At 68.8% G+C, this 21,533-nt stretch carries 18 protein-coding genes and 4 pseudogenes; 10 read left to right on the forward strand and 12 right to left on the reverse strand.

The genetic code is table 11. From position 1 onward, the window contains the following. The first annotated feature begins 271 nt into the window (after positions 1-271). Complete coding sequence (locus tag AC4OXY_RS05430) at positions 272-751, forward strand: hypothetical protein (protein WP_402070523.1); 480 nt, start codon at positions 272-274, stop codon at positions 749-751. Between the two features lie 9 nt (positions 752-760). After that, positions 761-1,438 (forward strand): histidine phosphatase family protein, encoded by a 678-nt coding sequence (locus AC4OXY_RS05435; protein ID WP_491993296.1) that lies wholly within the window; start codon positions 761-763, stop codon positions 1,436-1,438. A gap of 76 nt (positions 1,439-1,514) precedes the next feature. Here AC4OXY_RS05435 and AC4OXY_RS05440 read toward each other — a convergent pair whose 3' ends face one another. Both AC4OXY_RS05440 and AC4OXY_RS05445 read right to left on the reverse strand, forming a co-directional pair. Next, positions 1,515-1,814, reverse strand: coding sequence for a hypothetical protein (locus AC4OXY_RS05440; protein ID WP_402070518.1), 300 nt, complete (start codon positions 1,812-1,814; stop codon positions 1,515-1,517). Continuing rightward, positions 1,774-1,973: pseudogene (locus tag AC4OXY_RS05445) on the reverse strand (IS630 family transposase); the annotation flags it as partial. The pseudogene AC4OXY_RS05445 and the gene AC4OXY_RS05440, both read right to left, overlap by 41 nt. Before the next feature lie 167 nt (positions 1,974-2,140). On the opposite strand from AC4OXY_RS05445, the pseudogene AC4OXY_RS05450 reads away from it, so the two are divergent. After that, positions 2,141-2,914 (forward strand): annotated as a pseudogene (locus AC4OXY_RS05450) (transposase). Here AC4OXY_RS05450 and AC4OXY_RS05455 read toward each other — a convergent pair. Then, positions 2,915-3,460: a GNAT family N-acetyltransferase gene (locus tag AC4OXY_RS05455; protein WP_356033741.1), complete on the reverse strand. Its 546-nt coding sequence runs from the start codon at positions 3,458-3,460 to the stop codon at positions 2,915-2,917. Between the two features lie 257 nt (positions 3,461-3,717). Between AC4OXY_RS05455 and AC4OXY_RS05460 the strand changes: the two genes are divergently transcribed. Then, positions 3,718-4,116: a hypothetical protein gene (locus AC4OXY_RS05460; RefSeq protein WP_491993297.1), complete on the forward strand. Its 399-nt coding sequence runs from the start codon at positions 3,718-3,720 to the stop codon at positions 4,114-4,116. Positions 4,117-4,359: 243 nt separating this feature from the next. Here the strand turns inward: AC4OXY_RS05460 and AC4OXY_RS05465 are convergent, their stop codons facing one another. Next, complete coding sequence (locus tag AC4OXY_RS05465; protein ID WP_356033746.1) at positions 4,360-6,780, reverse strand: hypothetical protein; 2,421 nt, start codon at positions 6,778-6,780, stop codon at positions 4,360-4,362. A gap of 185 nt (positions 6,781-6,965) precedes the next feature. On the opposite strand from AC4OXY_RS05465, the gene AC4OXY_RS05470 reads away from it, so the two are divergent. Then, positions 6,966-7,490 (forward strand): hypothetical protein, encoded by a 525-nt coding sequence (locus AC4OXY_RS05470; RefSeq protein ID WP_356033748.1) that lies wholly within the window; start codon positions 6,966-6,968, stop codon positions 7,488-7,490. Between the two features lie 356 nt (positions 7,491-7,846). Here the strand turns inward: AC4OXY_RS05470 and AC4OXY_RS05475 are convergent, their stop codons facing one another. Next, positions 7,847-8,416 carry a chorismate mutase gene (locus tag AC4OXY_RS05475; protein WP_491993298.1) on the reverse strand — a complete coding sequence of 190 codons (570 nt, stop codon included), beginning with the start codon at positions 8,414-8,416 and terminating at the stop codon, positions 7,847-7,849. 90 nt (positions 8,417-8,506) lie between these two features. Here AC4OXY_RS05475 and AC4OXY_RS05480 point away from each other — a divergent pair, with 90 nt between their 5' ends. Next, positions 8,507-8,707, forward strand: coding sequence for a hypothetical protein (locus AC4OXY_RS05480; RefSeq protein ID WP_491993299.1), 201 nt, complete (start codon positions 8,507-8,509; stop codon positions 8,705-8,707). Positions 8,708-9,572: 865 nt separating this feature from the next. Here the strand turns inward: AC4OXY_RS05480 and AC4OXY_RS05485 are convergent. From AC4OXY_RS05485 to AC4OXY_RS05495, 3 genes and pseudogenes are all read right to left on the reverse strand, one after another. Beyond that, positions 9,573-9,806, reverse strand: a pseudogene (locus AC4OXY_RS05485) (IS3 family transposase); the annotation flags it as partial. A 36-nt stretch (positions 9,807-9,842) separates the two neighbouring features. Further along, positions 9,843-10,001: a hypothetical protein gene (locus AC4OXY_RS05490; protein ID WP_376292633.1), complete on the reverse strand. Its 159-nt coding sequence runs from the start codon at positions 9,999-10,001 to the stop codon at positions 9,843-9,845. A 211-nt stretch (positions 10,002-10,212) separates the two neighbouring features. Next, complete coding sequence (locus tag AC4OXY_RS05495) at positions 10,213-10,491, reverse strand: hypothetical protein (RefSeq protein WP_491993300.1); 279 nt, start codon at positions 10,489-10,491, stop codon at positions 10,213-10,215. A gap of 491 nt (positions 10,492-10,982) precedes the next feature. Between AC4OXY_RS05495 and AC4OXY_RS05500 the strand changes: the two are divergent. The 4 genes and pseudogenes from AC4OXY_RS05500 to AC4OXY_RS05515 form a co-directional block, all read left to right on the forward strand. After that, positions 10,983-12,773: pseudogene (locus tag AC4OXY_RS05500) on the forward strand (DNRLRE domain-containing protein); the annotation flags it as partial. A 258-nt stretch (positions 12,774-13,031) separates the two neighbouring features. Continuing rightward, a complete protein-coding gene (locus tag AC4OXY_RS05505) occupies positions 13,032-14,948 on the forward strand; it encodes an amidase domain-containing protein (protein WP_491994793.1) in 1,917 nt (638 codons plus the stop codon). Between the two features lie 2 nt (positions 14,949-14,950). Next, positions 14,951-15,403, forward strand: a complete 453-nt coding sequence (locus tag AC4OXY_RS05510; RefSeq protein ID WP_402070501.1) for a hypothetical protein — start codon at positions 14,951-14,953, stop codon at positions 15,401-15,403. 320 nt (positions 15,404-15,723) lie between these two features. Continuing rightward, the gene (locus AC4OXY_RS05515; protein WP_491993301.1) at positions 15,724-16,884 is read left to right on the forward strand and encodes a protein kinase domain-containing protein; all 1,161 of its coding nucleotides are present in this window, start codon (positions 15,724-15,726) and stop codon (positions 16,882-16,884) included. A gap of 35 nt (positions 16,885-16,919) precedes the next feature. Here AC4OXY_RS05515 and AC4OXY_RS05520 read toward each other — a convergent pair whose 3' ends face one another. The 4 genes from AC4OXY_RS05520 to AC4OXY_RS05535 all read right to left on the reverse strand — a co-directional run bounded on the left by AC4OXY_RS05520 (position 16,920) and on the right by AC4OXY_RS05535 (position 21,529). Then, positions 16,920-17,645 (reverse strand): carbonic anhydrase, encoded by a 726-nt coding sequence (locus AC4OXY_RS05520; protein ID WP_491993302.1) that lies wholly within the window; start codon positions 17,643-17,645, stop codon positions 16,920-16,922. Between the two features lie 176 nt (positions 17,646-17,821). Further along, the gene (locus tag AC4OXY_RS05525; RefSeq protein WP_491993303.1) at positions 17,822-18,700 is read right to left on the reverse strand and encodes an SGNH/GDSL hydrolase family protein; all 879 of its coding nucleotides are present in this window, start codon (positions 18,698-18,700) and stop codon (positions 17,822-17,824) included. 1,035 nt (positions 18,701-19,735) lie between these two features. Beyond that, on the reverse strand, positions 19,736-20,134 hold the full coding sequence (locus AC4OXY_RS05530; RefSeq protein WP_491993304.1) for a GerW family sporulation protein: 399 nt from the start codon (positions 20,132-20,134) through the stop codon (positions 19,736-19,738). Between the two features lie 510 nt (positions 20,135-20,644). Further along, positions 20,645-21,529, reverse strand: coding sequence for an aldo/keto reductase (locus tag AC4OXY_RS05535; RefSeq protein WP_491993305.1), 885 nt, complete (start codon positions 21,527-21,529; stop codon positions 20,645-20,647). Positions 21,530-21,533 lie beyond the last annotated feature (4 nt).

Genomic DNA, 21,533 nt, shown 5'->3' on the forward strand with positions numbered 1-21,533 from the left:
GTTCCCCCTGTGTGAGTGGAGGCCCTGGTGAGGGGCCGCGGACGATTTCCGGTTTTCGTCCGCACATCGGTTTGCCTGTTTGCGCTCCATCGCGAATCTAGGGTCGGCAACGCTTCATGTGGAGTGTCTGGTTGCACAGTGAAGCGGGGGTTCCGGTGCCGCAGTGCACAGCGAACCAGGAAGGTTTGCGCCGAAGGAGCCAGCTGCGACGAGAGCCGGGACGCCGACGTCACCGGCCGACCTGCTCCACCACAGGCCCCTCCGCACCCGTATGGCGCCCCGACCACCGGCGAGTGGCGAGACATCCGGCGCCACGAGCCGTTCCACCACCCTGGTCGGCCTCGCCGACATCACGGCGCAGTACTGGTGCACGCCGGACGCGTCGACGGGCAACTTCAGCAGCCTGGTGCTGAGGCCGGGTACGTACACCCAGACCCTCTTCCAGGACGAACTGGCCGTCGCCGCACGGGCCGTGGGCGTGACGGCCGACACCGTCACCGCGGGTCAGAACATCGCCTCGTCCTGGACTGGACCTCCTGCGCGCGGCGCCTCCGGCGAGCCGAGTTCTCGAAGCCTGCCGATCGGCACCTGTCGCGGCAACAACACGTTGTTCACGTACGCGGTCCCGGCCAGTGCGTTCGTCGTCGGCACCGTGGAGCCCGGCCGTCGGGCTGTCGGCACAGGCCAACAGCCCGCCAACTCCTCGCAATCTCCTCGTATGCGCGAGCAAACCGCGCCGTCGTCGGCGTAAGGTCGGCCCGTGCGTGCAGTCGGTGAACCCCCCTCGCTGTCCTCCGCCCCTGTGGCTCGTCGTCTGCTGCTGGGCGCGGCCCTCGTGTCGGTCGCCCAATTCGGCGTCGGATGCGGCGACTCGCACAAGAAACCCGAAGCGGCCGGTTCACCCACGGTGCATGCCGCTGACGGGACCGTGGTGATGGTGATCCGGCACGGCGAAAAGCCCACCTCCGGGTTGAGCGGGATGGACGACTCGGGGCGACCGGACAGCAAGTCGCTGACGGCCCGGGGCTGGGAGCGGGCACACGCGCTCCCGAAGCTGTTCTCGCCGCCCAGGGCGGGACTGGCACGACCGGCAACGGTGTTCGCCGCCGCCGACCAGGGCCCGAACGCGGGCGCCCATCGCATGCGCCAGACCGTGACCCCGCTGGCCAAGGACCTCGGGCTGACCGTCGACACCGACTTCGCCGAAGGGTCCGAGCGCCGGCTCGCGCAGGCCGCGCTGACCGCGCCGGGCCCCGTACTGATCTGCTGGGAGCACAGCCGGATCCCCGCCGTCGTAGCAGGGCTGGGCGCGGCGGACGCACCAGGAACGCCGGCCACCTGGCCGGACCGCTTCGACCTCGTGTGGGTTTTCCGCCGCCGGTCCGGATCCTGGTCGTTCACGCAGGTCGACCAGCATCTGCTGCCGGGAGACCGGTGACCGACGGATCGCGGAACGGGGTACGTGCGATGTCACGGCGTACCCCGTCGAGCGGTGCGGTGATCCGGGGCGCAGGCTACAGGCTCGGCAAGGAGGGGAACGTGCAGCACGGTACGGAACCGCTGCCGTTCACCGAGCCGGTGGTCACGCCGTTGCCGGAAGGTGTGATGTCACTGTTGTACAGGCCGATGTTCGGGTACGAGGCCGTGAACGCCGTGACGTCCAGGCTGACGTTCTCCAGGGTCAGGCCCAGCGGATGGCCGGAGTCGAGGCCCACGAAGGTGGACGTGACGCCGGAGCCAGAGCTGGTGGACTTCACGCCGTTCACCAGGATGCCGACGCGGGTGTGCTTCTTCGCGGTCAGGTGCGGGGTCATTCGCGGCGAAGAGGTGGCGGAAACCGTGCGGGCGGGCGCAGGTCGCCCGCCGGCGGGGGCGGGGTTCCCGGTCGGGCTCATGACCTCGCCGTCGGCGACGGCGTAGAGGTGCTCCAGCCTGGCCTTCTTGGCGGCGTAGTCAGGGTCGCGGGAGGTCTTCGAGCTCTCTCACCCAGCCGGGCAGGAACTGTAGCCGGTCGTTCGACGTGAACGCGCTGGTATCTGCCCAGGGTGTGCACCTTCTGTCCGTGACTGCTCCCTGACCAGATGCAAGCCATCGCGTAAGTCGACCTGGTGAATGGGCAGTTCGACCGGAGGAGCCCGCGATGGCCTTGTCCCAAACCGATCTGATGCGGATGCCGGAGTCACTACGTACGGCTGACGTAGTCGAGACGATCAGGGTGCTGTGCGAGAGCATTCGGCGGGAGCTCATCGAGGCCGAGGCCACGGACGTCGTCGGTGCCGCCCGGGGCGAGCACTCCGAGAGGTGCACGACCTGACGCAACGGCCACCGGGAGCGGGGGCTGACCACCCAGGCCGGTGACCTCGATCTGAAGATCCCGAAGGTGCGGCCGGGCCGTTCTTCCCTAGCCTGGACCACACCGTCTTCCCCTACGTCTGCCTGGATGCCGCCTACTGCAAGGCCAGGGTGCACCATCGGATCGTGTCCCAGGCCGTGGTCATCGCCACGGGAATCTCCGCAACCGGCCACCGATCCTCGGGCTGATGGTTGGTGACAGCCAGTCGCGGCCGTTCTGGGTAAGTTCCTGCGCTCCTTACGGGCCCGTGCCCTGGAGGATGTCCAGCTGGTGATATCCGCACGATCTGCGCGCAGACCACGGCAGAGGCCGTCCGCACCCAGCTGGACGTGGTCACCGACATGCTCGGACGCGAGTTCCCACAGGTTAGGACGCTGCTGCTGGAGGATTCGACGGATAGCAGCGCGTTCGCGGACTCCCCGCCGGCCCACTTGGGCAGATCTTCCCAACCCTGCGGCCCCGGACCGCGTCGCAGCCGCAGTCCTGGCCGAGCACCACGGCGAGTGGCAGGTTTGCGACCGGCGGCTTCTCCCGCCAGAACCGAATCAGCTCGGCCGGTGACTACATCACTTCGCGAGGGCACGAGCGGATCCGGTACAGGACACACTGGCGAAGCGGCCCCTCGGGCACGCTCGGATCCTCGAAGTCGTCGGCCGGATCCCGGGTCATGCCGATCCGGCGCATCACTGCCTGGGAACGGAGGTTGTGGACGGTCGTCGACGCCACCACTTCCGGCAGCCCGAGGGCCTCGAAGCCGAAAGCCAGGCAGGCCAGGGCGGCCTCGGTGGCGTAACCGTGACCCCACGCCGAACGCATCAACCGCCAACCGACATCCACTCCCGCGAACGGCATGTCCCCGCCCACCTCGTCCAGGCCGGCACGGCCGATGAACTCACCGGTCTCCCGTGCTTCGAGCGCCCACCACCCAAAGCCACGCTCGTCGAACTCGGCCTGCATGAGTGCCACCGAGGCATCGCATTGCTCCCGCGTCAGCAGTGCCCCCAGGTGTTCTCGGACTTCGGGATCGGCGTTCATGGCCGCCCACGGTTCGAGGTCGGACTCCCGCCACCGGCGGAGCAGAAGACGATCGGTTCGCAGCTCTGGCATGCCACCCAGCCAACCCGGTCAAGATCAGCGTGTCGATCAGTTATGTCGACGCCCAGGTTGGCTGTCAGGCAGCTCGCCTTGGTCCGTACACGGTGAGGCAGCGTGGGTGGTCGGCCCACTGCAGTTACGAGGCAGTGACAATCGGGGGCCAACTTCTTGGCACGGCAACCACTCTTCTCCGATGAAAGAGCGTCAATTAGGGATTAATAAAGCCCAGTTGACGCAAAGGGAGCAAAGATATCAAAGGAGACCCGAGCATGAAGCTTGGCATGAAGCGTCTCGCGGCGGTCGGCGCGCTGGGTGTGGCCTCGGCTGCACTGGCGGCATCCCCGGCGTTCGCGAAGGGCGACATCTCGATTCAGGCCACTCCTCACACCGTGCACGCCGGCCACGTGGTGAAGGTACGCGGCCAGGGTGATGACGACGCCGAGCGGTACACCACGCTCGTCATACAGGAGCGGTCCGGCAAACCCGGCCACTGGGGCCACTGGCACGCCGTCACACGAAGCTTCAACGGCGACGCGCGCGCGAACGTCAAGGCCCCGCACACGGGCGAGCTGCAGTTCCGTTCCGTGCTGTACTCGACCGACAAGCACCACCAGCACGCGACGACGGATCGCACCTCCACGCCAGTGACCGTCCACGTCGTCCGCTGACCCACGCAACAGCACCGAACGCCGATCGACCGCCTTCCCCGGAACGGCACGACCGCTCCGGGGAAGGCGGCTCCGCTCCTCGCCCGCCCGCGCCGTCCGCACCGGCTCGCCTCGCCTCCGGGGCCTGCTCGGTGAGAGAACGGCGATGTGGCGTCGGGCCGCCAGCGCGGGATGACGACGCGGCTCCCACGCCCGGAAGGCGGGTGCGGGAGCCGCGACGATTCGCTGGTGCCGTCTGTGCCGTCAGCGGTGCGTGCCGTGTCGGCGCCTGAACCAGACCAGAGCGGCTCCTGCCGCGACGAGCATCGCGGCGATGCCGGCGATGCCGAGGACCTGGGTGCCGGTGTGCGCGAGGCCGCCGCCATTGTTGTCATCGCCAGGCGGGGTGGCGGGCGGCGTGTGCCCGGCCGCCGGCGTCGAGTGTCCCGGGGCCGGGGTGTGGCTGGCCGGGGGCGTGGTCGGCTGGTGGGTGGGCGTGCTGGTCGGAGTACCGGTGGGAGTGGGCGTCGGCGTGCCGCCGCCGCTGCCGGTGGACTGGCCGTCGCCGCCGAGGAGGGTCAGCTTCGGGTTGTCGGCGTCATCGGGCTGCGTCTTGGCGGCTGTCCTGGCCGACTTGGGCAGGTACGGGTGCTGTACGCGGAACTCGACCGAGGTGATGTTCCGTTTGGGCGCCTTGGAGAAGTCGACGCCGCCCATGACGCACACCTTCTGCTGGCCTGCGTACTCGCACGGGTAGGAGTAGTCCCCCTTGGTGTAGGACGTCATGTAGTCGTCCCACGTCTGCTTCGGCGTCCAGTGCTGGTTGGGGGCGCGCAGCGGCCACGCGCCGATGTTGCCGCTGTTGATGACGGAGTGGTAGTCCGACGGGCTCTGCGCGTCCTGCTGGCGTACGTACTCCGCGGCCACGCGAGCGCTGTAGACGCGGCGCAGGTCGGCGAAGTCGGCAGTGGAGCTGACCTTCTGCTCCACGTCGGGGATGACGTACTGCCGGACCAGGGCCTCGCCGGTCTTCTCCTGGGCGTCGGTCAGGTCGCACTTGCCGTTGGGGTTGGGGTGCTTGACGACGAGGTGGGCGACGCTCACCTTGAGGGGGGCGTCGAGGATGTAGAGGCCGTTGTCGTCGGCGCGGACCTTGGCGGTCTTCGGTTCGATCCACAGGCGGATCGACGGCGAGCAGGGGACGTTGGCGACCTTCATGGCGTCCCAGAACGTCTTGCCGACGCCCTGACGGGGATCCATGTCCTTGGCGTAGTCGTGCTTGAGCTGGAGGTCGGCCTGGAGCAGCACGCGTCCCGCGTCGGTCTTCCCGAACACCGGGTTCATGATCTTGTCGGGCTGGTCCGGGTTGAGGTTGACCCAGAACTTGTCCGGTGTGAGCGCCAGCCAGGTGAAGAAACTGTCGGAGATCAGGGAGGCCTTGGCCTTGCCGCCCCAGCCGTAGTCCTTGCTCTCGTCCTGGATCTTGTCCGCGGAGAACGCGTACGGCAGGCCCTTGCCCTTGACGGGCTTTCCGACATAGGCGAGGTCGAGGGTGGAGAAGTCGATGCCGCCCGGCCCGCGGACACCGAAGTTGGTCGCGCCGTTCCTCCCGATGCGCTGGAGCTGCCTCTCCATGTCGAGCGGGGTGGGCGGTGACTGGTCGATGACACGTGAGGCTCCGCCGGCGGCCCGGTTGTTGCCGTTCACCGCGAAGTCGGGATCCTCCAGCGTGGAGCCGGACACGTTGCGGTAGTTGACGGACTTGTATTCCGGGACGTCGTCGGACAGGTGCTCGTACGCCCGCATGCGGGGCTGGCCGCTCGCGTCCTTGTACTCGTCGGCCATCCTGGTGACGTACTTGGTGGTGGCGGAGTCCTTGGACTCCCCGTTGACATATGCGATCTTCCCCTCGCTGAAGCGGGGGTCCTCCAGGAACTTCTGATTCGCGAGGTCCTGCCCGGTGTCGCGGCCCGGACCGGCCTTGAACTCCAGGAACTCGCCCTTCTTGTAGTTCACGGCGTCGAACTTGCGGACCAGCGGCTTCATCCGGCCGGTCTTGGGGTCCTTGACCATGACGGGGTTGCCGTCCTTGTCCTTGATCTCGATCTCCTCCTGGCAGAGCCAGTCCTCGCCGACCAGGCCGAGATCGTTGATCACCTTCGTCTCGTAGGCAGCGCCGCGTCTGTTGTTGTTGTTCGGCAGGATGTAGCCGTCCGACAGCCACTTCGCGAACGTCGAGTACTTCGGCGTCTTGCCCTGATTGTCCTGGAGATACTGCTTGTAGCGGGCGAACGCCCGCTCCTCGCTGTTCTCCGGATACTGGGTGTACTTCTTGTCGAACTTGTCGAGGAACGCGTCCCGCTCCTTGATCTGATCCGGAGTCGGGTTCTCCGCGTCCCCCGGCAGCGTCAGACCGTCCAAGGTCTGCCGCGGGGCGTTGTACGTGTAGGTGTCCACGTCACCCGGGGCGCGGACCTGGATGTTGTGATCCCACGGCAGATCGTTCGTACCCGGATTCGTCGCGGTGACGTCGGCAAGGCTGTCGCAGCGCTTGCCCTTGGCCGCGTACGCGGCATCGCCCGGCAGGCCGGGCAGCCCGGTCAGGGTCAGCACGCCAGCTGCGGCCAGGGTCAGCGCGGCCCGCAGCCACACGCGCCGACGGGGCGCAGGTATCAGTTGAGTCACGAGGCTTCTCCAGTGGGAGCCCAGACCACTCGGTTCGCATACGGCGCCACGGGGCCCCCGTGACATCTGTGGCGCCGCCGGAAGCCTCACCCTACGGACGAGACCATTGACACGCCCTCGTCAACTCGCCGCGCACACAGGATCGACACAACCGGGCGCACCCCGGTAGCCGTAGAGTGCCGGGCATGCGCCCCATCGACGACCCCTCCTACCAGGACAACCCACATCTGAACGCCTGGCTGGACGCCGCCCGCGCCGACTTCACCGCCCTCGCCGAACAGGCAGGCGGATCCTGGGACTTCTCCCCCGACTCCCTCCCCCGCCTCGAACACCTCGTCCTCGACCGCTACGCCACCTGGGAGGAGCAGTACGAGGACCGACGGGGGCCGTTCCTGCGCGCGGTCGGCTGGTACGTGGGCGAAGTCCTCGTACGGCACCACGGCGCGGTCTGGGTGTGGCCGCCCGACACTCCCTGCCCCAGCCCGGACCGGTCGTGCCCGGCCGTGACCTACCCTTACGACCACCTCACCGACCGGGAGGCCGAAGCCGTCGCCGCCTCCGAGGAGGACGGCGAGTCCCTGCTCCCGACCGTCGACCCGCACCACATCGTCGGCACCCTGTATCGAGCGAACTCCCATCTGAGCGTCGCCCTCGAACACTTCGAGGACTGGCGCGACGACCTCACTCCCTGGATGCCACCGAAGTCCTGATCCACCGGCCAGACCCCAGCGCTCCAGGGCCAGGGAGGCCGGATGCGGAGCGTACGGCGCCGCGGTCTCGCCATCTTTCTCGATCACACGGCGGCGAGCGCCGGACCCGTCCACCGCGTCGGGGAGAGCGACCAGACCGTCTGCCAGGGGTCACGGACGAGGCACGGGCGCCCGCCCCGGGGAGGGGGCGGATCCGGGCGGTGCGGTGCGGGCAGAGGGCGCAGACGCAGATGCCCTGCTGCGAAGCAGGATCGACGCCCTGCGCACGGGTGAAAGCGAACATCACCCGTTCAATCGTGGTCAGACGTTGCGCGATTGACCGCTCCCCCGGCGCGCCGACGGCACTGGTGAGGGAGCTATTTTGCCTCGCACACGTGCGGCAGGGAACGTCCGAGCGCGATCGAGTGGAGCACGTCCAGCCGCATCGTACGGTCGGTGTTGCGGTACGCGGCCAGCAGCCGACCTCCGCACCGGGGGCCGGTACGGGGCGCCTCGGTGTCCGCGATGGCCTGAACGAGCTCGCCGCTGACGCGGTTGATCTCGGCGCGAATCACTGACAGATCGGGGCTGCTGGTCGGCGCCTTCGACGGATCCGCGTCCCAGGTGTGGAACAGCCCGCGTTGGACGATCTTGCTCGCCTCGATCTGGTCCCTGAATACGGCTACCACCTCATCCGGGTCGGTGCCGAGCGCCTTGGCCTGGGCGGCCACATCGTCGAGTACCTGCTGCTCGCGGGCGGAATCGTCGATGGGCTGCCCCGTGCGGTACTTGGCGGCGGCCACCTGGTCGGCGATGAGGACCCGCTCGGCGGACAGCCTGGTCAGCGGTTCCAGGGACGGACGTGCGGCGGGTCCGGCGGCCGCCGCAGGGGCGACGGCGACGGCCAGGGCGGCCGTCGTGAGTACGGCAATGATCGTCTGACGCAAAGTTCCTCCTCGGTCGAACCGATCCCAGGATCACCCGAAAAACGCGATCCCACCGGAAAACATCCTCAATTATCCTGCCTGGAGGGCGACTTGGGGGTCGAGAGAGAGGCGCTGTCGCGCCTGTCCATCGACAGGCAGGGGAGCAGGTATCGGCGACGCAGCGTGGAAGCCGCCGTCGTCTACGCCCGCGAACGCCTCGACGCCGAACGCATCCAACAGTGGGAGCAGCTGGGCATGGCCTGGTCACACCACGTTGCGTGGGACCGCAACGCAAACGACAGCGGTCGTTGAGGCAGGGGCAGCCACCCTGACGGTAAGTCAGAATACCGACTCTTTCGCATCGATAATCGCTGGGACAGGCGAAGTGGCCTTGCCATACTGATGCGATGTGCTTTCGCGGAGGGACCCCTAACCGGCATTACGTGTGCCTTCCCTGTCGCTCTTCGTTCAAGAAGCGCGGCACGTGGGCAAGCCGATGCCCGCGCTGCGGTGGAGAGTTGATCGACGCGGGCCAGGACCTCGCTGTGCCGAGGCGGAGCGACTCCGCTGGGTGGCGGACGTTGACCGCCCTGCTGAATGCGGGTGTCACGTTCCACTCTGGCTGCTGTGACGGGCCCGGCTGGCGGCCTCGAACGCCGCGCGAGGTACGCGAGCGGCTGGCCGCCGCGGCCCGCACCGGCGTGCCACTGACCGTGGCGCTGACGACGGTCGACCCTGATGAGCTCCGTCCTGGGCGCGCCGCACGCTGAGCCGTCGGCGTGGCCCGTCCCACACGCGGCGACGCGCGCCTGAATGAGAACCTCGTGCGACTGCCACACTTCAAGATCGGAATGACGAGGGCTTCTCGGGCCTCCCGCCCAACAGTGGCAGCCCTCAGGGTGAAGGGATGTTGTTGCTGACGACCTCCGCCGACGCGTCGGCCGACTCGGTGGTCAGCCGCTAGAAGCACTGGAGGCCGACCGAGCGCTTGAGGCGGCCGTCGACCACGTGCTTCAAACAGCGGGTCCGGCCTCGACGGTTGCGCCAGGCAAGCCTCGCCAAACGATCATCAGCTATCGGCACGTCGAAGCACACCCGAGTCGCCTCCACGCGCACTGCCGCGGCTCCGCAGCCACCAGCGCCGAGCATCACCCAGTCGTCGTGCGCGGAAAATGCCGAAGCCGGTCCAGGGGCCCTGCATTTCGATCAGCTCGGCCTTGAAGGTGCCGTTCAGCGCCTCGGCCGGCGCGTTGACGAACGAGTCCGCGACGGAGCCGACGGACGCGGAGGCGCCGATGTGGGCGATCCGGTCGGTGTAGCGAAGGGATACGTATTGCGACCCGCGGTCGCTGTGACGAACGAGGCCGGAGCCCTTCTTGATCCGCCGTCTCCGCAGGGCCATCTCTCGTGCGCGGGTGATCCTGCGGGCGCCATAGGTGCCGCCCGACTACGTGTGGATCCCCTCGGTCAGCGGCATCAGCTGTTCGTCACGGAGCCGACGGGCCGACTTCGGCCGCTTCTTGCGGGCGAAGTACGTCGACGGCAACAGCTGAAACACCCGGCAGACGAGATCGGCCCCGAGACCTTTGTCACGCAGGTGGTCCATCACCTGCTCGGCCTCGTCCGGGGACGGGCGATCTTCTGGGCAAAAGACACCGAGGCGGCTTTGAGGATCTCGTTCTCCCGCCTCAACTCCGCTACTTCCTCGCGGACTTGACTGAGCTCGTCCTACTCGGCGCTGGTCAGCCGCTCATCGCGCCCGCCGCGGTCGGCCTCGGCCTGGCGGACCCAGCCCCGCAGGGCCTCTTCGTGGATGCTCAGGTCCTTCGCGACGTGGGCAAGCAGTCCAGTACGGACGCGCCCTCGGTTTCCAGGCTGGCCAGGCCTTCCAGGTCCTCGTCCTTGAGAGTGATCCCGAAGATAATCGATGCCCCGCGGACCGGTTCGTCTCCCCCGTCGTCAAGGCGGATGAAGGTGTCCGGATTGCGCTCGCGCAGCCGTGCTTCCAGCCCCTCGAAGGTCAGTGCCCAGCTCTGGCCCTGAGGAGGGGTGAAGACGAACATGGTGCGCAGTTCCGCGATCTCTTCCGGTTTCATGGCGGTACTTTCCCGTGCGTGCGGGTGGCGGTGGTCAGGGGACGTAGCGGGCATGGCCCTTGACGCCGCCGCGTTCGCCTCACCTCCAACCGGCCGGCGTCTGCCGACGACGGACCGGCTGTCTGACGGCTCCCATCTGGCCCGCGTCCAAGGCGTCACGGTCCGCCTTGGCGAGAGTCATGACGGCGATGGCGGTGGAGTCGACGTCGGAGTCATTCGTCGATCCCGCGCTCCCAGGCCCTGCCGGATGTCAAGCGGGTCGCGGAGAGAAGGGGGTGCGCGGTTCGGCCGGGAGGGACTGACCGGAGAGGGACGGATTCTCGAAGCTCAGCGTTCCAGCATGATCGATGATCAATGTCACCTGTGGGACGGCAGGTCAGATCTATGGATACATGGCAACGAAACGGTCATTGGCCTGCGCCTGAGGATCGCCCCAGACCCTAGACTTTACGGTTGCATTACTTTCTATTGGCCAGAGAATTGACAAGCACATGCGCATACCAAAGGCCGGTGTCGCCGGCCTGGTTCTTCTCTCCGTCCTGGTGCCGGCGACACCGGCGTACGCCGCTGCGCCGTCGCAGCAGAGCGGTCCGGTACCGGACGCCACGACGGCCCCCGACGTTCCCTCCGCCCTCGCCGCTGCCCGCCGTGGCGGCGATCGCGTCGAGGCGTTGTCCGAGCGGACCGAGACCTCCACCACCTGGGTGCACGCGGACGGTTCGCTGACCACGGAACTAACCGCCGGTCCGGTCCGGTTCGAGCGGGACGGTCGCTGGGTGGCCGTGGACACCGACCTGGCCGTCCGGCCGGACGGCTCCGTCGCCCCCAAGGCGCACCCCGCCGAGCTGACCCTGGGCGGCCCGGGTGGCGAGCCGGCCGACTCGCTCGCCGGGACCCGTACCGCCAAGCCCCGTGACCTGGTCACTCTCGGGGAGGGCGAGCAGCAGGTCACCCTCCAATGGAAGGGCGGGCTGCCCAAGCCCCTGCTGGACGGCAACCGGGCCGAGTACGTCGAAGCCGTGCCCGGTGCCGACGTGGTCGTGGAGGCGACCCGGACCGGTTTCGAGCAGTACGTCGAGATCAAGAAGCGGCCCCGGCAGCTCGACGGCGAGGGTGCCTACCGGTACACCCTGCCGCTGCGGGCCGAGGGACTGAAACTCAAGCAGCAGACCGACGGCAGCGTGCTGTTCACCGACCGCCGCACCGGCCAGGAGCGTGCCGTCATGCCGGCCCCGGTGATGTGGGACGCGACCGTGGACGAGCGGTCGGGCGAGCACACCCGCAGGGTGCCGGTGGACATGGATGTCGTGGAGAAGGGTGACGACTCCTTCGATCTCGTGGTGACGCCCGACGCCGGCTTCCTCGCCGACCCAAAGACCCGTTACCCGGTGACCGTGGACCCGTCCACCTCGGCGCTGAGCAACGTCTTCGACACCTACGTCCAACAGGGCGAGACCCGCGACTGGTCCACCGACACCGAGCTGGACTTCGGCAATCCCGGGACCAAGAACGCCAACGGAACGCCCCGTACGGCCCGTTCGTTCATCACCTGGGGCACCGCCCCCGTCGCGGACGCCCTGGTCAGCAACGCCAAGCTGAGCCTGTGGAACTTCCACTCGGCCAACACCGACTGCAAGCCGCAGGCCTGGGAGGTCTGGTCGGCCGACGCGGCGACCACCGCCAGCCGCTGGACCAGCCAGCCCGCGATGCAGAACAAGTACGCCACCTCCACCGAGACCAAGGGCAACCCGGCCTGCGGTGCCGGTGGCTGGATCGGTGCCGACGTGACCGGTCTCGTGCAGACCTGGGCCTCCGCCAGGGCCCCCAAGGCCACGATGGGCCTGCGGGCCGCCGACGAGTCTGCCGTCGCCCCCTGGAAGCGCGTCAACTCGGCCAACGCCACCGCGAACCCGCCGAAGCTGTCCGTGACGTACAACTTCCGTCCGCGCAGCGGCAACAACCGGCAGGCCGGGCCGCCGTTCGTCAAGGACGCCTCTGCCACCTGGCAGGTCGACACCACGACCCCGACGCTGCGTGACACCTTCTCCGACAAGGACGGCGACCGGGTCAACGGCACCTTCGAGATCGTCGAGGTCGCCACCGGCAAGCGCGTCGGGAACCATCTCGTCTCGCCCTATGTCGACTCCGGCCGCCCCGCCGCCGTCACCCTGCCCGACGGGCTGCTGAGGGACGGCACCACCTACCGCTTCCGCACGAGCCCCTACGACGGCAGCCACTACAACACCGCCTGGTCGCAGTGGACCACCTTCACCGTGCAGACCGGCCGCCGGCCCGGCGGGCTGCCCGACATGCCGCAGGCGCTGGAGCAGGGTGCGACTGACACCCGCACCCCGCTGCTGTCCGGTGTCGCTTCCAGCCCCGAACAGGGCCGTGTCCGCGCAGAGTTCTCCCTGCGCGACGAGGACGGCAAGCCACTCGACGGCGTGCATGTGCCCGACGCCTGGGTGGACAGCGGCCGGCGCGCCGCCGCCCCGGTCCCGGCAGGCGCGCTGCGATCCGGAACGACGTACCTCTGGGCAATGCGCGCCTGCACCGACGCCGGCTGCTCGGCCTGGTCGTACGAGCAGGAGTTCACCGCGTCCGACAAGCCCGGCCCGAAAGCCCCCGATACCAAGTCGCTGACGCTGACCGGCCCGTCGCTGGACGACGCCACCGCCCCTGTGCACGAGGACGCTCCCGCCACGCGGGACGGCCGACTTGTACTGGACGCCGACCACATCGGCTGGATCAAACCGGACCTCACCAAGGTGCCTGCCGGTGCGCGGATCGCCCGGGCCCGGCTCGAACTCACGCCCGTGAGCGGCGCCGAACGGCCGGTCGAAATCTATGAGTTGCTCGACGCCTGGTCTTCTCCGCAGCACGGCAAGGACCTCCCGGGCCTCCTCGACGAGGCTCCCTTCGCCGACGCCGCCCGGCCCGGCGACCAGGACCTCGCCCCGGTCGTCCAGTCCTGGCTGGAGCAGGAGAGCGGCGAGGGCCTCGCGCTGCGGCTGCCCTCCGGTGAACGGGAGACCGTCGCGTACCACTCCTCCCGGGCCCAGGACGCCGCCCAGCGGCCCCGCCTGGTGATCGACTACGTCCCCTCGGCCGCCCCGGGCCGCCCGCAGGACGTCCGCGCCACGTCCGGTGACGGTGGACTGCTGGCCACCTGGAACCCGCCGCAGGACGACGGGTCGGCCGGTGACGGGCCCGAGTACACCGTCGTTGTCCGCAGGCAGGACGGCACCGAGGCCGCCCGCGTGACCACGACCGCCCCCCGGGCCGTCGTCACCGGTCTCGCGGACAAGACCACCTACCGCGTCTCCGTCCAGGCCCGCACCGGGCACGGCACCAGCCCCGAAGCCACCGCCGAGCCGGTGACCACAGCGGGCGTCCCCGGCGGCGCCACCTCCTACCGGGAGATCGTCCAGCAGTACCTTGACGCTCGCGCCGGCATCCTCACCGGCCGGCACGCGACCGCCGCCGCGGCACTCGCCGCCGGCTCCCGCGGGGCGTCCTTCGCGGACCTGCTGAACGCCCAGGCGCCCGCCCTGGTCGAATCCCGCGAGCTCCTTGCCCGGCATGGCCGTACCTACACCGACGCCTCGGCGAGGCTTTCCGACGTCCTGGTCGGCACGGACGCCGACGGAACCGTCTTTCTGCGGGCGGCGGTCGCCGAGTCGGCCCAGCTGAAGCAGGATGGTGCCGCCGAGCCGGACGAGGGGCTCCAGGAGCAGCGGTTCACGTTCAGCAGCAACGGTGGCGCCCCCATCCTGCACCTGGCGACCGACGCCCCGGCCGCCGAGACCGTGCTGACCGAGGCACCCTCTGCCTGGAACGGCTTGGACGTGGCCCCGCCCGACGCCCAGAGCGCCGACGAGGTCCCGGACGAACCCATCGCCTTGGACGCCGACGGCTTCCCGGTCGAGGAGCGGTCCGCCGCGTCCCCCGTGGCCCTGCGTGACGCGGCGGTGTCCGGCTCCGGGACCGCCGCGTGGGCCTCGAAGAACATCAACACCAAGTGGGAGTACGGGCAGGACTGCACCAACTTCGTGTCCAAGGCCCTCTACCACGGCGGCAAGATGAAGACCCGCTCCGGCGGCCGCAAGCACGACCGCGCCTGGTGGCAGCAGTACTACCTGTTCGGCACGATCAAGAACAAGAGCTACACCTGGTCGGGCGCCGAGAACTTCCGCCGGCACATGACCAAGTACAGGGGCGCGCCGTCGGTGTCGCAGAAGGGCGCCCGGCCCGGCGACATCGTCATGTTCAAGTGGAAGAAGGAGAAGGTGTACAACCATGCCGCGATCGTCGTCGGCAACAACGGCCGTGAGATCCAACTGCGCCAGCACGGCGGCGTGAGCAAGACCACGCTGAGCGCCGCCATCGCCCGCTACCGCCACAAGGCCAACTACATCGAGCGCGTGATCATCTTGCGCCCGAAGGCGAGGAACTGACCGTGAAACCGAGCCATATCCGGGCTGTCGCCCTCGCCCTCGCCCTCGCCCTGGGTGCCGCCCTGACCGCCTGCTCCGACGACGGCCACCTGGACTACCAGACGGACTACACCAACCACCGTCCCCTGCGCGTCATGGGCCGCCCCAGCACCGGCAGCCTCGAAACCGTCCAGAAGGTCGTCTGGCGCCTCGCCGACGGAGACGCCGACGGCCTCGCCGCCCTGCACACCGAACCCGGCGACGTGGGTCCGGCGGCCAAGGCCTGGATCAAGGCCTACGGCAAGGCGGCCCGGTCCGAGGTGACCGCCGACTTCCTCGACGAGGGCTCCGTGCGCCAGGACGTGGTCCTCCACTTCACCGGGCCGCGCCGCACGCAGGAACTCACCGTGCGGATCGGCGCCGACGACTCCTGGGGGATCGTTCTGGACGAACCGGAGCCGCGGCAGGAGTCCTGAGAGGCCGCACCTCTCGTGCGCAGGGTGTGCCCCGGTCGGGTGACCGGGGTACACCCCTTCTCTTCTGTTCCTCGCTCGGCAGGCCGCCAAGGGCTTGCAGTCCGGGCGCCTTGGCAGGCCGCTCGCGCGGAGCCTGGCCCACCGCGCGCCACGGCTCAGGTGGCGGATGACGGCTCTGCTGGGCCAAGGGGGGATGGGGACCGTCTATCTCCGCCGGTCCCCCGGGCAGCGCATGGTCGCGGTCAAAGTCATCCGGCCGGAGTTCGCTGCGGACCCTACATTCCGGGAACGGTTCACTCGCGAGATCGAGGCCGATCGCCTTGTCGGCGGATTCCACACCGCGCCCGTGGTCGATTGCCGACGCCCACGGCGATCCGCCCTGGCCGGCCACCGAGTACATCCCCGGCCCGTCACTGCACGACGTTCTCAGACAACAGGGCGCCCTGCCCACAAGAACCCTGCACACCCTCGCCGTCGGCGTCGCCGACGCCCTCAAGCGCACCCATGCCTGCGGCATCATCCACCGCGACCTCAGACCCAGCAACACCATCATCTCCAGCACAGGTCCTCGCGTCATCGACTTCGGCATCGCCCGAGCCCTCGACAGCACCGCACTCACCCGTACCAACCACGTCGTCGGCACACAGGGTTTCCTCGCCCCGAAACAGCTCACCGGCGCATCGATCACACATGCCACGGACCTCTACGCCTTCGGCATGGTGCTGTGCCACGCCGCCCGAGCCAGGCCGCTCACGGACGGCGACTCCCTGGAAACCGCCCTCAGCCGGTTGCCGTCCCGCTTCGTCGGCATCATCACCCGGTACCTCAACCATGACCCGGACATCCGTCCGGCGGCCGCCGAGGTACTCGAACAGCTCTCCCCGAACGACTCGTCGCCCGAGGACTGGCTGCTCTCTCCCCCGGTACAGCCTCTCCGGATCAGAGCAGCGGTGATCTTCCATGGGGCGCGGCACGCCAGGGCGGGATCACACCACCGGTGCGGGCCATCCCGAAACCCGGCTACCTGTGCAGGGTACGGGTGTGGAGGAGATCGAAGCCGCCCCGACCACACCTGTCCCTTTTGTCACGCTTCCACTCCGGAGGTCCGCCCCTCGTCTTGGCCAGTGTTCCTGGAGCCGGACAGGCCCACCACGACGGTGTGCCCGTCCCGGCGCAGGCCGTTGACCAGGCCGGGCGGTCGCAGGCGGTCGCCGTGCTCAAGGTCTGATGGGATTCCGCGTGCGTCAGGCACCGCCCCTCGCAGCAGGCGGCACCTTTGGTGGAGCGCGGCTACGCCGACGCAGACCGCCAGGGAGTTCAATGCCATGCTGCGTGATCCTGAGATGCGCGCGATCATCGCGCACGACGGCGGCCAGACCGTGGTCGATCCTCGGCTACAGAGACAACTCGCTGCTGCATCTGGTGCTCTACGCGCGCACGGTCTGGCACGCAGGCCGGAAAGCTCTACTCGACGCCGCTGACTGCCGTCGAGCCCGACACGAATGCCGTGAAGAGCTCAGGGCTGCCAGCTGACCTCACCGGTTTCGAGGGAGTAGTAGGCGCCTACGACCGTCAACATGCCCCGGGCGATGTTGGGTCTCAGAGCCGGGTCGCGGCGCAGTGCACGGGCTGTGAGCCGGATCTGCGCACGTACTGTGGCTTCGACGAGATCGTCGGCGCCGGTCTTCTTGGCCACGGCGTAGGCGAGGCTGAGCGACTGCACGACGGCGTCGAGGTTCGGTGCAGGGGTTGTGCCGGACTCCAGGGCGTTGACGGCGGCCGTCACCGCGCCACAGCGCTGGTGGCCCATCACCACGAGAAGGGGCGTGTGGTCGAGTACGGGGCCGTACTCGACGCTGCCTTCGATCAGGCAGTCGTAGTCCTGCGCCCCGGTGCGGATGACGAACAGGTCGCCCAGGCCCCGGTCGAAGACGATCTCCGGCGGCACACGGGAATCGATACAGCTGAAGACCACCGCGAACGGCTCCTGTCCGGCGGCCACTTCTTTGCGACGCGCCGGATCCTGGTTGGGGTGGGTCATCTCACCGGCGACGAACCGGTCATTGCCCTCCTTGAGCAGGGTCAGCGCTTCGTGAGGTGTGGGGTACGCGGGAGCCGACACGCCTGAGCGCAGCGGCGTCCCAGCGGCGGGGACCGCACCCGCGGACACGGTTCCCACGGCCGCAAGCCCGGCAGCAACGCCTGCCTGTCGCAATACGGTCCTCCTGTCGATCTGCGTCACAGCTCCCACCTCGACAGTCCATATGTCATCGATCTCTTCTCCGACCTGATCGATCCGCCACGCGCAAGCGCGGCCCGGTCAACCTTCCTCGGGCCTGCCGCCCGGCGCTGGCGCCGGCGCCAAAGCACACAAGCAGCGCAACACCGTCGAACGCAGCGGAGGGGTCGCGTGCCTCTTTACCGGTTGAGGATCTGCTCGATCTTGTCGGCCACCTGCTTGGCCTGGATGTCGCGGCCCCTCTCATTGGGGTGCGCGTACCAGGGGAGCCACTGGCCGTCGCCACCGATCTGGGAGTTCTCCAGCAGGCCGCCGATGCCCCGGTTGGCGCCGTCGCACGCCGTGTTGCTGCCGGTATGGGCATAGAGATCGACGAAGTCGGCTCCGGCGTCCGCGACGGCCTTCTTCATCGTGTCGTCCAGCCTCTTCTGGATCTGGTCCAGGAATGGCATGGCGTCCCGCGGGATGTCGGCGAGCGGCAGCTCCGCTTGACCGGGCGCCGGCGCCAGGCACTTCGCGCTGTCCGCTGGCACGAGCCTGGGGTAGCCGACCAGGACGGGCTTCGCGTCGGGGGAGAAATACCGGATGCGTTCGAGCAGTTCCTCCAGATCCCATCCGACCCGCTCGAACTGACCGTCCAGCCACTCCTTTCCGTCATCGGACTCGAAGAACTCACGGCACCTGGCGGCCGGCTGGCGGGAGCCTGTGACCGGTGAGCGGCAGCTGCTGCTCCTGCCAGAAGTGATGGATGAGTGCGCCTCCGCAGGAGGCATCCGACTGGACCTTGAGCAGGATGCCCTTGTCCGCGAGGCGACGGTGGGACAGTTCTCCTTCGCCTGGAAACAGAGGGTTCTGTCGCCGTCCTGGTTGAAGGGGGCGATGCCGTAGTTGGCGGTGTACGAGTCGCCCAAAAAGACGGTCGGTACGGGGTCGGCGGGCGCCGCGCCGGCGCTTCCCGCCGGGCCGGCGAGCGCCAGGCAGCTGCCCAGTGCGACGGCAGCGGAGACCAGCCGCCGTACCACCGGAGTTTTCGTCGTCTTGCGCATGGCCGAAGACATGCCTGTGCCCTTTCGTCGAGGCCCACGAGGAGAGGCGAACGAGCCGGAATGTTCCGTATTCACCCATGCACGGAATGTAATGTTCCAGTAAATGTGAGCTAACCCAGGCGTTCCTGGACAGCCCCTCGCGTGTGTCCATCTCGCCTGTTCAGCAGGGGTGTTGAAGAGGCACGGCCGACGAGCCCGGACGTCATCCTTACCCGAATGAGAAGGAGCCCGGCCCGGCCGCCGCACGGGCTCGACAGCGTGGCTGTGTGCTGAAAGGGCGGAGGGCATCTGGCGCGCAGTCGGCCATGCCGCACAGAGGAGCAGCCATCGAAGATGCGTTCCGTGACCGACGCTGTTGCCTCTGCCTACTTGGCCAGATGTCCGCCGGCGGTGCGCGGGGCTCCGCCTGACCTTTGACGTCACCTGAAGGCGAAGGGGGTAGTTGGCTCATGCGCGACCGTTCCTACGCCCCGCTCCGGACCTGCGGCACCCAGGCACCCCCCTTGGTCGATCCGCTTCAACACGCAGATCCAACAGGGAAGGTGATATGGCCGAGCCGGAGCCGCACCCGGGCGGTGTGCGCGTCGCGGACCTGGGCGGCGAGGACCGCCACGGAGCGTCTGACGTCGCCCGTCGCCCCCGGTAGCCCGGCCGTCACCCGGCGGGCCTGCGCCGTGGAGAGCGGTGGCATCGCCGGCACTCCGCAATGCGGGGCTGGTCACGTGACCCTCCCGGAACCTTGCACACTCCCGATCGGCACGGACCGTTGCCACCCGCCTCCCAGCAGCGAAATGCAACGGTCATAGGGGCTGGTCAGTCCGGGAATCTGCTCGGCGAACGTCACTACCGGGACAGGGAGTTGAGCCACTCGAACCGGCGCACCGCCAACTCGGTCACGACGAACACGACGCACAACGGGGCGTCGCCCAGTCGACGGGCGCAGCGACCATGCACTCGCCACGACGGCATCCCGCACCTCGCACATCTCGCCGGGAGTGGCTGAGAGGGCAGTACGTGAGTTGATGTCTGGTTCGTCGTTGCAGTTGTTCAGCGAGAGCAGCGCTTGGCGAGGCGGCGAACGAGCAGGGGGACGACGGTTCCTGCCAGGAGGGCGGCCAGCGGTACGGCGACACTCGCCCAGGAGGCTCGGAGGGGTTTGTAGGTGGCGATGCCGTCTTTGATCTCGATGTAGCCACGGGGGCGGGCGCCGCCTCCGCCCCCTCCTGCGCCGGCGTTGGCGGCTCCGGCTTCGGGGCCCGTGCCCCCGGCGAATCCGAAACCGACTTCGGCGACCGGAATGACGGTGATTCCGTCGCTGGTGACGGGTTCACCGAAGACGGCTGACACCGAGGCCCGGCTACCGAGCTGTTCGGCCAGTCGTTTCATCAGGGCTGCGGCCGTGTCGGTCTGCGGGACGGGCTGGTCCGGTGTGTCTGAGCTGGTCATCGAATACCTCCGGGGGGCGGGTACGGCGGTCCCTAGGATATGGGGGTGCCTGGCATGGCGCGCGTGTGGATCGGCTGCGCAGCAGGGAGCCAGGCACACCACGGCCGCCTCGAACCAGCCTTCGGGGAAAGGCAGTTGCTGGGCTTCTACAGGCAGACGCCGGGTGTCGTCGAGTTGTGGGTACGGCGTGTGATGATCTTGCTGAGGTCGTCGCGGGCAGGGGTGCTCATGGAGTCCGAGGCGCCGTCGTACATCGGCGCCTCCGCAAGTCCACTGGGTCAACGACTGCGCCGATGCGGAGAGCGAACCGTCACCTTCCAGCTCCGGCAGTGGCAGGACAACGGCGAGCACTACGACGTGGAGCACTTCCAACTCCTTCCGGCAGGCGGAGAACGGCGCGTCCAGGTAGTGGCGCAGTCGGCGTACGCGGCCGGCACGGGGTTCGACGGTGGTCACCTGTGGTGGTCGGGCGTCGGGTTCATCCGTCAACCGGCCGACAAGTGGCGGCACTCAGTCGGGCAGTGCTTCTTCCAGCTGCACCTGCTCCGCCTCGCTCAGCTCAAGATCGGCCGCCTTGGCAGAGTCCTGGATCGATGCCGGGCGGCTGGCGCCCGGCACCGGGATCACCGCCGGGGAGCGGGTCAGCAGCCAGGCCAGGGCGATTTGCTGGGGGCTGACGCCGCGCTCGGCCGCGATGCGGTGGAAGGCGGTGCTCGCAGCAGTAGGGCCGGAGGGTTCGTCGAGGGAGCTTCGGGAGATGCCACCCAGCGGGCTCCAGGGCAGGAAGGCCAGCCCGAGCTGCGTACTCAGCCGCAGCTCGGGCGCGCTGCCGCGGACTGCGGGAGAGTACTGGTTCTGTACGGAGACAAGGCCGTCGCCGAGGATCGCGTGCGCCTCGCGGATCTGGGCGGTGGTCACGTTGGAGATCCCGGCGGCGCGGATGGTGCCGGTGTCGAGCAGCTCGCGCAGCGCGCCCACGGACTCCGCCCAGGGCACGGCCGGGTCCGGCTTGTGCAGCTGGTACAGGCCGATGGCCTCGACGCCCAGGCGCTTCAGGGAAGCTTCGGCGGCGCGTTTGAGGTGGGCAGGGGTGGCGGTGACGGTCCAGCTGCCGTCGCCGGGGCGCCCGCGGCCGCCCTTGGTGGCGACGAGGAGGCGAGAGGTGTCGCCGCTGTAGCGCGCCAGGGCGCGCGCGATGAGGAGCTCGTTGTGGCCGGCTTCGCCAGCGTGCCAATGGTAGCTGTCGGCGGTGTCGATGAGCGTGACCCCGGCGTCCAGGGCGGCGTGGATGGTGGCGATGGCCTGCTGTTCGTCCGGACGGTGCTCGATGGACAGCGGCATGGCGCCAAGGCCGATGGCGCTGACGGTGGTGTCTGCGATGGTGCGGTACTGCATGGTG

The organism is Streptomyces sp. HUAS MG56, from assembly GCF_058673395.1.

What these genes read in the sequence shown, in the direction of transcription:
- AC4OXY_RS05430 (WP_402070523.1), top strand. Translation starts at nt 272, where the DNA reads ATGGCGCCCCGACCACCGGCGAGTGGCGAGACATCCGGCGCCACGAGC.
- AC4OXY_RS05440 (WP_402070518.1), bottom strand. Translation starts at nt 1,814, where the DNA reads ATGACCCCGCACCTGACCGCGAAGAAGCACACCCGCGTCGGCATCCTG.
- AC4OXY_RS05455 (WP_356033741.1), bottom strand. Translation starts at nt 3,460, where the DNA reads ATGCCAGAGCTGCGAACCGATCGTCTTCTGCTCCGCCGGTGGCGGGAG.
- AC4OXY_RS05460 (WP_491993297.1), top strand. Translation starts at nt 3,718, where the DNA reads ATGAAGCTTGGCATGAAGCGTCTCGCGGCGGTCGGCGCGCTGGGTGTG.
- AC4OXY_RS05470 (WP_356033748.1), top strand. Translation starts at nt 6,966, where the DNA reads ATGCGCCCCATCGACGACCCCTCCTACCAGGACAACCCACATCTGAAC.
- AC4OXY_RS05490 (WP_376292633.1), bottom strand. Translation starts at nt 10,001, where the DNA reads ATGGACCACCTGCGTGACAAAGGTCTCGGGGCCGATCTCGTCTGCCGG.
- AC4OXY_RS05495 (WP_491993300.1), bottom strand. Translation starts at nt 10,491, where the DNA reads ATGAAACCGGAAGAGATCGCGGAACTGCGCACCATGTTCGTCTTCACC.
- AC4OXY_RS05505 (WP_491994793.1), top strand. Translation starts at nt 13,032, where the DNA reads ATGCGCGCCTGCACCGACGCCGGCTGCTCGGCCTGGTCGTACGAGCAG.
- AC4OXY_RS05525 (WP_491993303.1), bottom strand. Translation starts at nt 18,700, where the DNA reads ATGTCTTCGGCCATGCGCAAGACGACGAAAACTCCGGTGGTACGGCGG.
- AC4OXY_RS05530 (WP_491993304.1), bottom strand. Translation starts at nt 20,134, where the DNA reads ATGACCAGCTCAGACACACCGGACCAGCCCGTCCCGCAGACCGACACG.
- AC4OXY_RS05535 (WP_491993305.1), bottom strand. Translation starts at nt 21,529, where the DNA reads ATGCAGTACCGCACCATCGCAGACACCACCGTCAGCGCCATCGGCCTT.